11 protein-coding genes and 1 riboswitch are annotated in these 13,897 nt (G+C 64.2%); of the genes, 6 read left to right on the top strand and 5 right to left on the bottom strand.

All coding sequences use genetic code 11. The annotated features are described in order from the left end of the window. The 5 genes from cobG to LGH82_RS00110 all read right to left on the bottom strand — a co-directional run bounded on the left by cobG (position 1) and on the right by LGH82_RS00110 (position 8,172). Positions 1–1,476 (bottom strand): precorrin-3B synthase, encoded by a 1,476-nt coding sequence (cobG, locus tag LGH82_RS00090; protein WP_227346751.1) that lies wholly within the window; start codon positions 1,474–1,476, stop codon positions 1–3. After that, entirely contained in the window at positions 1,473–5,210 is a 3,738-nt protein-coding gene (locus LGH82_RS00095) for a cobaltochelatase subunit CobN (RefSeq protein ID WP_227346752.1), read from the bottom strand. The genes cobG and LGH82_RS00095 overlap by 4 nt, the downstream gene beginning before the upstream one ends. A gap of 18 nt (positions 5,211–5,228) precedes the next feature. Beyond that, a complete protein-coding gene (gene cobW, locus LGH82_RS00100; RefSeq protein WP_227346753.1) occupies positions 5,229–6,266 on the bottom strand; it encodes a cobalamin biosynthesis protein CobW in 1,038 nt (345 codons plus the stop codon). A gap of 2 nt (positions 6,267–6,268) precedes the next feature. After that, complete coding sequence (locus LGH82_RS00105; protein ID WP_227346754.1) at positions 6,269–6,697, bottom strand: DUF1636 family protein; 429 nt, start codon at positions 6,695–6,697, stop codon at positions 6,269–6,271. Between the two features lie 37 nt (positions 6,698–6,734). Then, a riboswitch (cobalamin riboswitch) is annotated at positions 6,735–6,943 on the bottom strand. Positions 6,944–6,972: 29 nt separating this feature from the next. Further along, entirely contained in the window at positions 6,973–8,172 is a 1,200-nt protein-coding gene (locus tag LGH82_RS00110) for a winged helix-turn-helix domain-containing protein (RefSeq protein WP_227346755.1), read from the bottom strand. 331 nt (positions 8,173–8,503) lie between these two features. Here LGH82_RS00110 and LGH82_RS00115 point away from each other — a divergent pair, with 331 nt between their 5' ends. From LGH82_RS00115 to nuoF, 6 genes are read left to right on the top strand one after another with little or no spacing between them, the layout of a single operon-like run. Then, a complete protein-coding gene (locus LGH82_RS00115) occupies positions 8,504–8,869 on the top strand; it encodes an NADH-quinone oxidoreductase subunit A (RefSeq protein ID WP_095087214.1) in 366 nt (121 codons plus the stop codon). Beyond that, positions 8,860–9,441 (top strand): NuoB/complex I 20 kDa subunit family protein, encoded by a 582-nt coding sequence (locus LGH82_RS00120; protein WP_227346756.1) that lies wholly within the window; start codon positions 8,860–8,862, stop codon positions 9,439–9,441. The genes LGH82_RS00115 and LGH82_RS00120 overlap by 10 nt, the downstream gene beginning before the upstream one ends. Positions 9,442–9,445: 4 nt before the next feature. Further along, positions 9,446–10,051: an NADH-quinone oxidoreductase subunit C gene (locus LGH82_RS00125; protein ID WP_227346757.1), complete on the top strand. Its 606-nt coding sequence runs from the start codon at positions 9,446–9,448 to the stop codon at positions 10,049–10,051. A gap of 9 nt (positions 10,052–10,060) precedes the next feature. Then, positions 10,061–11,251: an NADH-quinone oxidoreductase subunit D gene (locus LGH82_RS00130; RefSeq protein ID WP_227346758.1), complete on the top strand. Its 1,191-nt coding sequence runs from the start codon at positions 10,061–10,063 to the stop codon at positions 11,249–11,251. After that, positions 11,252–12,565 (top strand): NADH-quinone oxidoreductase subunit E, encoded by a 1,314-nt coding sequence (locus tag LGH82_RS00135; RefSeq protein WP_227346759.1) that lies wholly within the window; start codon positions 11,252–11,254, stop codon positions 12,563–12,565. Between the two features lie 10 nt (positions 12,566–12,575). Beyond that, entirely contained in the window at positions 12,576–13,880 is a 1,305-nt protein-coding gene (gene nuoF, locus LGH82_RS00140; RefSeq protein ID WP_227346760.1) for an NADH-quinone oxidoreductase subunit NuoF, read from the top strand. The last annotated feature ends 17 nt before the right edge of the window (positions 13,881–13,897 follow it).

Raw genomic sequence — 13,897 nt, forward strand, 5'->3', positions numbered from 1 at the left:
TCATTCCTGTCGGTAAGCCTCGGCGACGCCTACCGCGCCAAGCCGTGTCAGGCAGGCAGCGGCGGTTTCGCCGGGATGTCGTGCGCTGCGGATCGCTGCCGCGACGCGGCCGATGCCGCGCGCGGCGTCATAGCGCGGCCTATAGCCGGCAGGAAGGGCCTTTGCCGTCGCGTTCACGACAAGTCCGGCTCCGTTTTCGCCGCCGACGATGGTTAGTGTCGCCGGGCCGGGGTGAGCGCAGCCCTTGGCACAGCCGGAAATGTGCAGTGTGAAGGAGGAATCGAGGATATCGCGGTTCTCCAAGGCGATCGTCTCGGCGATCTCTCGGGTGGCGATCTGGCCGGAGGCACAGGCCGGCGCGCCGGGGCAGGCGGCGATCATCGTGCGTGGGTCGGTGGGGTTGATAACGAAGCCGAGAGTGGCGGCTGTTTGTTGAAGTGCGGCGCATGCGGCTGCTGGTTGGCCAAGGAAAAGCAGAGCGCGACCCGGGGCGAGGCGGATTTCGGTCGCACCGAGGGTGAGGGCGCTCTGGACCAGATCAATGATTTTGCCAGCCTGCATACTGCCGTAGGGCAGGCCGATGCCGAGGGCGATGGCGTGGCTTACGTTGAAGAAGCCAATTGGCCGGCGAGAGTGCTCTACGGCGCCACCCTCTGTCCTGCCGGACATCTCCCCCTCCAGGGGGGGGATTGCGCTGGGAGGGCTGCGTTCACCAGTTATCAATGCTGTAAGAGGAGAGCCTGCGGTGAAGCTGCCAATCTCCCCACTTGAGGGGGAGATGTCCGGCAGGACAGAGGGGGGCGCCAAAGAATGCCAGCCTGCTAGCGAACTTAGCTGCCTCTCCGACAAATCCCTTGCATGGGCTTCGCGACCTTTTTCGGCAATCATTCTGAGAGCAGCAACGGTGATGTCGCGGGCCGCACTTTCATCAGCAAGGACGAGCGGCTTCGCATTATGCCCATCACCCGCGACAGACACTTGCCACCACTGGCTTCCCGCATCGGTGCGCGTTGCAGCAAGCCGCACATCGGCAGTCACCGCATCCAGCGTCAGTTGCCCGCCGCCGTCGACAACGACCGAAACCTTTGGGCCGAGCCGTAGCGTGAGCCCAGCTTCTTCAACCGCCGCCCTGATCTGTTCAGCCAGCGGGCGCGGATCCAAGATTTCCCGGGGATCGAGGCCTGCCAGTGCCCCGGTCTCGATGGGCACGCCGGTGCGCACTGTGATGCCCAGGGCATCAACCTCCGCCGCCAGCAACGGCGCGCTTTTAGACGCCAGGCCGCGTATCTGCAGGCTGCCGCGCGCGGTCACCTCCATGATGCCGTTGCCATGTTGCAAGGCGGATTCAGCGAGTCCGATCAACTGTTTCGGCGACAATCCTCCAGCAACAGGGTTGAGCCGCACCAAAAGGCCGTCGCCGGTCCGCATGGGCGCGGACAGGGCCGGGCAGGCGCCCCGTCGGGAGAAGGCGTTCATGCCGCGACCCCGAGGGCCTGGGCTTCGGCGATCAATGCCGTGAGATCGTCGTCGATGGAATTGCGCAGCGGATGCCAGAGACCACGCCGGCGCGCCGACAGGAAACGCTCGGCGATGATTTTTGCGGCGGAAGGGTTCTCATGCAGGATGAAGGCGCGAACCAGGGGATCGCCGACATAGGCATCGTGCACGGCCTCGATCAGCGCACCCGATATGGCATGGGTGGTTTCGGCAAAGCCGACGAGACGGTCGACGGTCTCAGCGAATTCGGAAGCGCCGCGCGGGCCATGGCGCATCTGGCCAGCGATGAAGCGGGGATTGATCGCGCGGGCACGCACGACCCGCGATACGGCCTCGCCAACGGAGCGCGGCTTCGGCTTTTGCGGATCGGTGGTGTCGAGCACGATGACATCGGCGTTCCTGCCGAGGGCCGCGAGCGCCGCCGAAAAGCCGCCGATGAAGGCGACATCGGCGGAACCTTCCAGAATGTCGCGGCCGGGGTCGTCGCCGGTATGGACGAGCAGGTCGGCGTCGGCGACGCGGGTTTCAAAGGCGCCAGGCGAGGAGATGCCTTCGCCGTCGGCGCCGCCATAGGCATGCGAGGTGGCATCGAGATAGGCGCGGCCGATCTCTTCGCGCGCGGTCCAGTCCCCGCTCGACAAAATATCCTCGACGCCGGCGCCGTAGGTGCCCGGCGAGGTGCCGAAGATGCGTGGGCTGATCTTGCCGTCGACGCGGGTTTTTGCCGCGAGCGGGTTTTCCGAATCGTCCTCGTCGCGGGTGGCAACGGCATTCGCGGCGGCATCGATCAGCGCGATCTGGGTCGGGAACATGTCGCGGAACAGGCCGGAGATGCGCCAGGTGACATCGACCCGCGGGCGGCCGAGCGTGGCCGGTGGCAGCACCTCGATGCCGGTGATGCGGCCGGTGGCGGAATCCCATTGCGGCCGGCAGCCCATCAGCGCCAACCCTTGAGCGATTTCCTCGCCACCGGTGCGCAGCGAGGCCGACCCCCATAGGTCGATGACCAGGGAGCGCGGCCAGTCACCATGCGACTGCATGTAGCCGCGCACGACCTCTTCCGCAGCCGCCTTGCCCAGATCATAGGCTGTGGGCGTCGGCATGGTGCGTGGGTCCGATGTGAACAGGTTGCGGCCGGTGGGCAGCACATCGCTGCGGCCACGCGCGGGCGCGCCGGCCGGACCTGCCTTGACGTGACGGCCATCGAGGGCCGCCAGCAGCGCAGCCTTTTCGGTCCTTGCGCTTTCCTGACGCATCGCGTCGGGCTCGTCCTCAGTCGCGCGGCCATAGATATGCAGCCCGTCCTTGATGGCGAAATCCTTGAGGTCGCAAAGCCAGGAGTCGATGCGGCGCAGCGCTTCGTCCGGTGCGTCGGTCTTGGCGACACCAGCTTCAGAGGCGAGCCCCGTTTTCTGGGCGGTTTCGACGATCAGCTTGGCCAGACGGTCGCGGCGGCGGCGGTCGAGCCCGTCGGCCTGTGCGTATTCGTCGACCAGCCGCTCGAGCCTGTGCTGGTTTTCGTCGAGACCGGCGCCAGTGAGGGGCGGCGGCAGATGACCGAGCGTAACGGCGGCGATGCGCCGCTTGGCCTGTGCTGCCTCACCGGGGTTGGAGACGATGAAGGGATAGATGACAGGCAGCGAGCCGGTGACGATCTCGGGAAAGCAGTTTTCCGAGACAGCGACGGTCTTGCCGGGCAGCCATTCCAGTGTGCCATGAGCGCCGACATGGATGAGGGCGTGGATACCCAGCGATTTGCGCAACCAGAGGCCGAAGGCGAGCAATGCATGGCGCGGCGGCAGCGTCGGGTCGTGGTAGTCGGCGCGGCGGTCGGCCAAGCGTCCGCGATCGGGGGCGAGTGCCACGGTGACGTTGCCGAAGGTGGCGGCGCGGAAGGGGAAGCTTTTTTCGCTTGTTGGTAGCGAAGGCCGGCGTTCTGTCGTGCCCCCCTCTGTCCTCCCGGACCCGGCCCTTCGCTGTCGCTCCGAGCGTTCGTCGTTCGGAAAGCCAAGCAGTTGGCCTTCCGTCCGCTGCGCGGACCACTCCTCACCCCCCACAGGTGGGGAGATTGGCAGTTCTATGGCCGGCTCCCCCTTTGCAAGGTTTGAGATTGGCGAAAGCGGAGATGGGTGCGTAATCTCCCCACCCGTGGGGGAGATGTCCGGCAGGACAGAGGGGGGCGCCTCGCGCAGACCCGTCTCGTCCTGCGCCTTGCCCCAAGCCGCCTCCACGACAGCCACCGCCTCGCCGGGCAACTCCTTCGAGAAATCTAGATAATCGTCCAGTCCCAGCCCATCGCCGCTGCGCTCCAGCAAATCCAGCAATTGCCGCGGCGTTTTCGGAATCCCTTCAACCACATAGCCCTGTTCGCTGAGGTCATGCAGTATGGCCAGCACGCTGTAGGGTACGTCGAGGCCGACGGCATAGCCGGTGCGGCCGGGTGCGCTTGGATAGTCGGGGATCAGGATGGCGAGCTTGCGCTCGGCGCGGGATGCGCGCTGCAAGCGGATGAAGGCTGATATGCGGTCAGCCACCTGCGCCACGCGATCAAGCTCCGGCCGGTTGGCGAAGGCTCTATGACCAAGCGCCGGATCGACATCGCTTTCGCCCTTGAAGGAAATGGCGCCGGCAAGGATGCGGCCGTCGAGTTCGGGCAGCACGACATGCATGGCGAGGTCGGCGGGCGCGAGGCCACGCTGGTTCTTTTCCCACACGTCGCGGCGGGTCGTGGCAACGATGACCTGGAAGACCGGCACGCCGGCGCGGTCGAATAGGGTTTCGACGCCGGGTTCGGCGCCGGAAGCGAAGGCTGTCGCGGTGATGATGGCGGCGGGTTTGAGCGCACTGAGTGCGGTTTCCACGAACGCGAGCGAGGTCGGGTCTTTCAGGCTGGAGATGAAGATGGGGACCGGGAGCATGCCACGCTGCCCCAGCGCGTCAAAAAGCGCATCGATGGGCGCGACATCAGCGGCGAGCAGCATCGAGCGATAGAACAGGATGGGTACGACCTTTCCCTCCCCCGCGAGGGGAGGGTGGCCCGCAGGGTCGGGTGGGGTCGGTACGACCGGGCTCCGCGCCTCTTTGAGTCGGCGCACTGCCGCGGGGACCCCACCCCCGGCCTGCGGCCGGACCCTCCCCTCGAGGGGGAGGGGGACGACGCCGCGAGTGGGCTCGTAGTAGCCTGCTTTCGGAACTGCGACCGGCTCGACAATTTCTGCTTGCGATCCAGCCAGCCGCGCCAGCCGATGCACCAGCGCGGTCATATTCGCCGGACCGCCCTCGCGGAAATAGTCCAGCAGGCCGTCCAGTTCCTCGCGCGGCAGTGTCGAGGCTTCGATCAAACGCAGATCCTCGTCGCGGCATTCGCCGGGAAGCAGCGCCAGTTTTATGCCGCGATCGCGGGCGATCGAGGCAAGCTGGTCGCAGCCGTAACGCCACCAGTCGTAGCCGCCGAGGATGCGGATGAGGATGACCTTGGCATGGCGGGCGACGCTGTCGACCCAGAGGTCGACGGACATGGGATGGCGCAGGTCGCGGAGTGCGGCCAGCCGCATCGAGGGCAGGCGGTCGGCGTCGGCCTTCCATGCCGCCGCCAGTCCGGCGAGATCGCTGTCGGTGAAGGACAGCGCCACGATATCCGCCGGCGTCTGCCGCAGATCAACCGGCTCGGCGAGATCGTCGAGCGAGGCGGACGTGGTGGTGAGTATGTGCATCGCGGCTCGTGTCTGAAATCAGCCGGCGAGTATACGCTCGATCGCCGGGCGGTTAAGTCCCTTGAGGCCGATGACGACGAGACGCGAACGACGGTCGTCCTCGGCAGTCCAGGCGCGATCGTAGTAATGATTGACGCGCGGCCCGACGGCCTGCAGCAAAAGCCGCATCGGCTTGCCGCCGACTTCGACGAAGCCCTTCACACGCAGCACGTTCTCTTCCTCGGCAACGGTGGCGACGCGCTTTGCCAGCTCGTCCGGATTGGCGATCGAGGGAATGTCGACGATGAACGTGTCGAAGTCGTCATGCTCGTGGTCGAATGCGCCGTCGTGATGCGATTTGCGGTTCTCGATGTCGTCCTCGACGGCGAGACCGAGCCCGAGCAGTATGGAGGGATCGACCTTGCCATGAGACGTCGGCACGATCTTCACGGCGCGGGCGGAATGTTCGTTGATGATGGCATTGGCGCGGGCCGAACCGGCGGCGTCCATCAGGTCGCTCTTCGACAGGATGATCAGGTCGGCGCAGGCGATCTGGTCCTCGAACACCTCCTCGACCGGATCGTCGTGGTCCAGCGTCTCGTCTTGCGCGCGCTGCGCCTGCAGGGCGTCCATGTCGTTGGCGACGCGGCCTTCGGCCAGCGCGGGACCGTCGACCACGGCGATCACGCCATCGACGGTCACGCGGCTCTTCACCGTCGGCCACTGGAAGGCCTGGACCAGCGGCTTGGGCAGAGCGAGGCCCGATGTCTCGATCAGGATATGGTCGACCTTCGGCACCAGCGACAGGATCTGGTCCAGTGCCGGAACGAAATCGTCGGCCACGGTGCAGCAGATGCAACCATTGGCCAGTTCGACGATGTTTTCCTCCGGGCAGGTGTCGATGCCGCAACCCTTGAGGATTTCGCCGTCGATGCCGATGTCGCCAAACTCATTCACGATAATCGCAATACGTTTGCCGCCAGCGTTTTCCAGGAGATGGCGGACCAGCGTCGTCTTGCCGGCGCCGAGGAAGCCGGTGATGACGGTGCAGGGAACGCGAGAGACGGATGAGGTCATGGTCAGTCCTTCAACATGTCGAGGGGAGGGATGCGGGCAACGAGGCCGCGCTTGAGGCTATCGGGGCGGCCGCGCCACGGAATGAGGCCGTCGGTCGAGGTGGCGAAGAGTTTTGCACCGGTGACGAGATCGGCGCCGCTTGTCGCGGTCAGGTCGCCGAAGACGTAGCTCCAGCAGCCGTCGCGCAGGATCGCGGCACTGAGCCGGCGCTTGCAGTTGCCGAGGCATTCAACGCTGCGGATGCGGATGTTTTCGCCCGAAGCGGCGCGGCGCGTATCGTCAGCCAGCAGTTCGCCGGCGCGAGGATGGTCATCAGAGCCGGCTTCGTCGCGGCACGAGGCGCAGACGATGACGGTGATTTTTTCGAGGGCATCGTCATGGGCGGATGAAAAATCCGCTCTTCCAGCCGAAAGACTGCTGTCGTGATCCAAATCTTGCTCCTTGCCCGGAAACCCGCCAGGCGATCGGATTCTCTCTATTCCAGACGGCAGGTCTCCTGGCTCGCGGGTCATCGCCTTGGGTAGCCGCCTTCCCGGGAACATCCCAGTGGTTTTCGGCCTTGGCTCTTCGCTTACAGTTGCGGGGACAGCCGCGGATTTGAAATCTTGCGATTCCGCACCGCATTCCCTCTTGGCTCCTCCCTTTGAAGAGAAGAGACCGTCTGGAGCAGATTTAGGCTTTTGCGGGCAGCGGTGTCAACGCGAGCTTACGACACGGCGATGTCGGCCAACGCCGGCCCCAGATCGCCAGCCGGCGTCACCTCGATGCGTTCAAGGCCGAGCCAGCCCTGCATCTGCTTCAGTTCTTCGAACAGTTGTATGGCGGTGTCGACGGGCGCACCGGGCTCCGCATAGGCGGCATGGACGCGCAACACGCTTGCCGGGCGGTCGGCCTTGAGGTCGACGCGCGCCACGATCCTGTCGCCGAGCAGGAACGGCAGGACGTAATAGCCGTACTGGCGCTTGTCGGCCGGCGTATAGATCTCGATGCGATAGTGGAAATCGAACAGCCGTTCCGTGCGCGAGCGCTCGAAGACGACCGGATCGAACGGTGCCAGCAAGGCGCGGGCTTCGATTTTTCGTGGCAGCCGTGCGTCCTTGTGAAGGTAAGCCGGCTTGTCCCAGCCTTCGACGCGCACCGGCAGCAACTCGCCAAGCTCGACCAATTCCTCGATCCGGCCCTTCATGTCGGCTGGTGACAGTCGGAAATAGTCGCGCAGGTCGCCGGCCGTCGCGATGCCGTGGGCGCGGGCGGAGATGCGCAGCAATTCGCGGTGCGCGTCCTCGGCTGATGGCACCGGCAGGTCGAGAATCGCCTGCGGCAGCACACGTTCGGGCAGATCGTAGAATCGCTCGAAACCGCGACGGTGCGCCGTGGTGATGCGTCCGGCCCAGAACAGCCATTCGAAGGCATGCTTGGCATGGCTCCAGCCCCACCAGCCGCCCGAGCCTTTCTGCCCTTCGAGCGCGGAGGCGGCGATCGGACCGCGCTCGACGACGTGCCGGTAGATCTCTTCGACATAGGCGGCGTGCTCGCGCCCCCATTTGGCGAGGCCGGTATACATCTCGTCGCCACGTTCGGCCCTCTCCATGCGCCAGCGCATCAGCGGGTAGGTCTCAACCGGCAGGAAGGAGGCCTCGTGGGCCCAGTATTCGAACACCGTGCGCTTGCGTGTCACCGCGGCATTGTCGAGCAAAGCCAGCGGGTAGGGGCCAAGCCGCGAATAGAGCGGCATATAATGAGCGCGCACCACGGCACTGACGGAATCGATCTGCAGCAGGCCGGTGCGGGCGAGCACGCGACCAAGATGGCGTCGGCCGGGTATTCCGACGGGTCTGGCGTCCATGAAACCCTGAGCCGCAAGAGCGATGCGCCGGGCCATGGGGAGCGAGATTTTTTCCTTCATGCTGATGCGACTCTGATGGGGTTTGGGAGGGAGGAAGACGATGATTCCGCGCGATGCTAGCAGGGTTTTGGCGGGATATATGTCAGGAGAGAAAAGTGGAGTAAAAAGCGAAGGAAATCAAACAGGAGCGTATCGGACCAGTTTCCCCGGATATGCCGTCCAGGTCAGCGTTTTGAACAAGGTTTGACTTGCTTCGCCGAAAGCGCTGCGCTAACCCTCGCCGCGTTGCAGCATAGAGCCCCTAAAACGGTTCAGCGGTTAAACTGTCACGCTTCCGCAAGTGGGTCTGGTGCTGTAATCAAAGTGGATTGGCGCCAACGGAAAGCCGAGCATGAACGCACTTCTAGGTTCATACCTGCCCATCGTCCTGTTCATAGGCGTGGCACTTGTGGTCGGCCTGGCGCTGCTGGCGGCGCCTTTTCTGGTGGCCTACCGTAACCCCGATCCCGAAAAGCTTTCCGCCTACGAGTGCGGTTTCAACTCGTTCGACGACGCCCGCATGAAATTCGACATCCGCTTCTACCTGGTGTCGATCCTGTTCATCATCTTCGATCTGGAAGTGGCCTTCCTGTTCCCATGGGCGGTGTCGTTCTCGAAGATCGGCATGCTTGGCTTCTGGTCGATGATGGTTTTCCTGGCGGTGCTGACCATCGGCTTTGCCTATGAATGGAAAAAAGGAGCGCTGGAATGGGATTGAGCGACAGTTCCGGCACGCTCATCGCGCCGAAGCCCAAGGGTCTCATCGATCCCAACACCGGCAGGCCGGTGGGGGAGGACGATCCTTTCTTCCTCGAAATCAACAATGAGCTTGCCGACAAGGGGTTTCTCGTCACCTCGACCGAGGCGCTGATCACCTGGGCTCGTAGCGGCTCACTGATGTTCATGACGTTTGGTCTTGCCTGCTGTGCGGTCGAGATGATCCATACCTCGATGCCGCGCTACGACTCGGAGAGGTTCGGCGTCGCGCCGCGCGCGTCTCCGCGCCAATCCGACATCATGATCGTGGCGGGTACGCTGACCAACAAGATGGCGCCGGCGCTGCGCAAGGTCTATGACCAGATGCCGGAGCCACGCTACGTCATCTCGATGGGCTCGTGCGCCAACGGCGGCGGCTACTATCACTATTCCTATTCGGTGGTGCGCGGCTGCGATCGCATCGTGCCTGTCGACATCTATGTCCCCGGCTGTCCGCCGAGCGCCGAAGCACTGCTCTACGGCATTCTTCTGTTGCAGAAGAAGATCCGCCGCACCGGCACGATCGAACGGTAAATCCATGGCCGCCTCCTTAAGCGAACTTTCGACCTATCTCGGCGAAAAGCTGATCGGCCGGGTCAGCGACGCGGTGATCGCCTATGGCGAACTCACCCTTCATGTCGAGCCGAGCGACATCATCGAAGTCGTGACCTTCCTGCGTGACGATACGCGCTGCCAGTTCATCTCGATCATCGATGTCTGCGGCGCCGACTATCCTTCGCGCGCCAGGCGTTTCGATGTCGTCTATCATTTGCTGTCGCCGAAGCAGAATGTCCGCGTCCGTATCAAGGTGCAGGCCGACGAAGAGACGATGGTGCCGTCGATCACCGGCGTCTATCCCGGCGCCGACTGGTTCGAGCGCGAGACCTATGATCTCTATGGCGTGCTGTTCTCCGGTCATCCGGACCTGCGCCGCCTCTTGACCGACTACGGTTTCGAAGGTCATCCGCTGCGCAAGGATTTCCCGCTGACCGGCTTCGTCGAGGTGCGTTACGACGACGAAGCCAAGCGCGTCATCTACGAGCCGGTCGAGCTCAAGCAGGAATTCCGCAATTTCGATTTTCTCTCGCCATGGGAAGGGACGGATTACGTCCTGCCGGGCGACGAAAAAGCCAAGACGAATTGAGGCGCCACAATGGCTGAGACCTCCGTCCGCAATTTCAACATCAATTTCGGCCCGCAGCATCCGGCGGCGCACGGCGTTCTGCGCCTCGTGCTGGAACTGGACGGCGAAGTCGTCGATCGCGTCGATCCGCATATCGGACTGCTGCATCGCGGCACGGAAAAGCTGATCGAGGCCAAGACCTATCTGCAGGCTTTGCCCTATCTCGACCGGCTCGACTATTGCGCGCCGATGAACCAGGAGCATGCCTTTGCACTCGCGGTCGAGCGTTTGCTCGGCATCGACGTGCCGAAGCGCGGCCAGCTGATCCGCGTGCTCTACTCAGAGATGGGGCGCATCATGTCGCACATCCTGAACGTGACGACACAGGCGATGGACGTCGGCGCGCTGACGCCGCCGCTGTGGGGCTTCGTCGAACGCGAAAAGCTGATGGTGTTCTATGAGCGCGCCTCCGGCTCGCGCATGCATGCCGCCTATTTCCGTCCCGGTGGCGTTCACCAGGACCTGCCGCAAAAGCTGGTCGAGGACATCGGCAAGTGGATCGACCCGTTCCTGAAGTCGATCGATGATCTCGATGCGCTGCTGACCGGCAACCGCATCTTCAAGCAGCGAAATGTCGATATCGGCATCGTTTCGCTGGCCGATGCCTGGGCCTGGGGCTTTTCGGGCGTCATGGTGCGCGGCTCGGGCGCCGCCTGGGATCTGCGCAAGTCGCAGCCTTATGAATGCTATGCCGAGATGGATTTCGACATTCCTATCGGCAAGAACGGCGACTGTTTCGACCGCTACCTGCTGCGCATGGAAGAGATGCGCCAGTCGGCCAAGATCATGCGCCAGTGCGTCGATCTGCTGCTCGGCAAGGAACTCACCGGACCGGTTTCGAACCTCGACGGCAAGATCGTGCCGCCGAAGCGCCAGGCGATGAAGCGCTCGATGGAAGCGCTCATCCATCACTTCAAGCTCTACACCGAGGGTTATCGGGTGCCAGCCGGCGAAGTCTACGCGGCCGTCGAGGCGCCGAAGGGCGAGTTCGGCGTCTACCTGGTCTCCGACGGTTCCAACAAGCCCTATCGCTGCAAGCTGCGCGCACCCGGTTTTGCGCATCTCCAGGCCATGGATTTCTTGTGCCGTGGCCACATGCTGGCCGACGTCACCGCCGTTCTCGGCTCCCTCGACATCGTGTTTGGTGAGGTCGATCGTTAAATGTCAGTCCGCCGTCTCGCAGAAGCCAGCGTCCAGCCAGCATCCTTCGCCTTCAACCGGGCGAACGCCGCAGTGGCGAAGCAATGGATCAAGAAGTACCCGAAGGGCCGCGAACAGTCCGCGATCATCCCGTTGCTGATGATTGCGCAGGAGCAGGAAGGTTGGGTGACGAAGGCGGCGATCGAGACGATTTCGGATATGCTGGGCATGCCCCGCATTCGTGGACTCGAGGTCGCGACCTTCTATACGCAATACCAGCTAAACCCGGTCGGCACGCGTGCCCACATCCAGGTCTGCGGCACCACGCCCTGCATGCTGCGCGGCTCGGAAGCGCTCATGGACGTGTGCCGCTCCAAGATCCACCACGACCAGTTCCACACCAACGACAAGGGCACCTTGTCGTGGGAAGAGGTCGAATGCCTGGGCGCCTGCGTCAATGCGCCGATGGTCATGGTCTTCAAGGACACTTTTGAGGACCTGACGCCGGAGCGGCTTGCCGAGATCATCGATCTTTACGACGCGGGCAAGGGCGCCTCGGTGCCGCCAGGGCCGCAGAACGGCCGCACCGGCTCGGAGCCGGCCTCTGGCCTGACGTCGCTGACCAACGAAAAGGCGATCCTCAAGTCGACCCGCGACAGGGAAGCAAAGGCTGCTTCCAAGGCCGCCAAGGAAGCGGCGCCAGCCGCTGTCGCCGCTCCAGCGGCAACCGCGCCATCTGCTCCGGCGCAGGCACCGGCCGCGCCTGTCGCGCCGTCCAATGCCAGCAAGCCGAAGACCGATGCGCCGGAAACCAGTCCGGCCTTGAAGACGCCTTCGGCAACCACGGTGGCTCCGGCAGCGGAAAAGGCCGCGAGCGTTTCGGCGCCGCCGCATTCGGCCGCCAATGCCAACACGGCCGCGCCGGAAGTCGAGCAGGTTTCCAAGCAGCGCAATGGTCCCAAGGCCAAGGCCGAGCCGGCGTCCGCCTTCAAGGCACCGGAGACCAAGGCGCCCGCCGCCGAGGTCGAGGCCAAGCCAGCCAAGCCGTCGCTGGAGGACAAGAATCGTCCGGCCGGCATCGACAAGCCGGCGCTGGTCGACGATCTCAAGCTGATCTCGGGCGTCGGCCCTAAGATCGAGGGCATCCTGCATTCGCTGGGTATCTTCACCTTCACGCAGGTGGCGTCGTGGAAGAAGGCCGAGCGCGAGTGGGTGGATGCCTATCTGAGCTTCCATGGCCGCATCGACCGCGACGACTGGGTCAAGCAGGCCAAGGCGCTCGCCAAGGGTGGCGTCGCCGAATATATCCGCGTCTTCGGCAAGAAGCCGGTCTGAGGGACGAAAAATGCTTCAGGACAAAGACCGTATCTTCAACAACATCTACGGGCTGTTCGACAAGTCGCTGGCCGGCGCGATGTCGCGCGGCGCCTGGGACGGCACGCCGGGCATCGTCGCCAAGGGGCGCGACTGGATCGTCAACGAGATGAAGGCGTCAGGCTTGCGCGGCCGTGGCGGCGCCGGCTTCCCGACGGGCCTGAAATGGTCGTTCATGCCCAAGCAGAGCGACGGCCGGCCAAGCTATCTGGTCGTCAACGCCGACGAATCCGAGCCCGGCACCTGCAAGGACCGCGACATCCTGCGCAACGACCCGCACACGCTGGTCGAGGGCTGCCTGATTGCCGGCTTCGCCATGGGTGCAGTCGCCGCCTACATCTATGTGCGCGGCGAGTTCATCCGCGAGCGCGAGGCACTGCAGCGCGCCATCGACGAGGCCTATGAGGCAAAGCTGATCGGCAAGGGCAACACCTCCGGCTACGATTTCGACATCTACATGCATCACGGCGCCGGCGCCTATATATGCGGCGAGGAAACGGCGCTGCTGGAAAGCCTGGAAGGCAAGAAGGGCCAGCCGCGGCTGAAGCCGCCATTCCCGGCCAATGTCGGCCTCTATGGCTGTCCGACCACCGTCAACAATGTCGAATCGATCGCCGTGGCGCCGACCATCCTGCGCCGTGGCGCGGCCTGGTTCTCGTCCTTCGGCCGGCCCAACAATGTCGGCACCAAGCTGTTCTGCATCTCCGGCCACGTCAACAATCCGTGCACCGTCGAAGAAGCGATGTCGATCCCGTTCCGCGAACTGATCGAGACGCATTGCGGCGGCATTCGCGGCGGCTGGGACAATCTGCTGGCGGTCATTCCGGGCGGCGCCTCGGTGCCGCTGGTGCCGGCCGAGCAGATCATCGACGCGCCGATGGATTTCGACGCGCTGCGCGACCTGAAGTCGGGCTTGGGCACAGCCGCTGTCATCGTCATGGACAAGTCGACCGATATCGTGAAGGCGATCGCGCGGCTTTCCTACTTCTACAAGCATGAGAGCTGCGGCCAGTGCACGCCGTGCCGCGAAGGCACCGGCTGGATGTGGCGGGTGATGGAGCGGCTGGTGCGCGGCGAGGCGCAGAAGCGCGAGATCGACATGTTGCTCGACGTCACCAAGCAGATCGAGGGCCACACGATCTGCGCGCTGGGCGACGCGGCGGCATGGCCGATCCAGGGCCTGATGCGGCATTTCCGCGGCGAGGTGGAGCGGCGTATCGACGAGTTTTCACGCAACGCGCACCGGGCCGAGCCGGTGATGGTGGCGGCGGAATAGAAGAGTTTGTGAATGGC

The sequence above is a fragment of the Mesorhizobium sp. PAMC28654 genome, from assembly GCF_020616515.1.
Taxonomy (GTDB): Bacteria; Pseudomonadota; Alphaproteobacteria; order Rhizobiales; family Rhizobiaceae; genus Mesorhizobium.

Coding starts and splice junctions, on each gene's coding strand:
- cobG (WP_227346751.1), bottom strand. CDS start 1,476: ATGAACGCCTTCTCCCGACGGGGCGCCTGCCCGGCCCTGTCCGCGCCC.
- LGH82_RS00095 (WP_227346752.1), bottom strand. CDS start 5,210: ATGCACATACTCACCACCACGTCCGCCTCGCTCGACGATCTCGCCGAG.
- cobW (WP_227346753.1), bottom strand. CDS start 6,266: ATGACCTCATCCGTCTCTCGCGTTCCCTGCACCGTCATCACCGGCTTC.
- LGH82_RS00110 (WP_227346755.1), bottom strand. CDS start 8,172: ATGAAGGAAAAAATCTCGCTCCCCATGGCCCGGCGCATCGCTCTTGCG.
- LGH82_RS00115 (WP_095087214.1), top strand. CDS start 8,504: ATGAACGCACTTCTAGGTTCATACCTGCCCATCGTCCTGTTCATAGGC.
- LGH82_RS00120 (WP_227346756.1), top strand. CDS start 8,860: ATGGGATTGAGCGACAGTTCCGGCACGCTCATCGCGCCGAAGCCCAAG.
- LGH82_RS00125 (WP_227346757.1), top strand. CDS start 9,446: ATGGCCGCCTCCTTAAGCGAACTTTCGACCTATCTCGGCGAAAAGCTG.
- LGH82_RS00130 (WP_227346758.1), top strand. CDS start 10,061: ATGGCTGAGACCTCCGTCCGCAATTTCAACATCAATTTCGGCCCGCAG.
- LGH82_RS00135 (WP_227346759.1), top strand. CDS start 11,252: ATGTCAGTCCGCCGTCTCGCAGAAGCCAGCGTCCAGCCAGCATCCTTC.
- nuoF (WP_227346760.1), top strand. CDS start 12,576: ATGCTTCAGGACAAAGACCGTATCTTCAACAACATCTACGGGCTGTTC.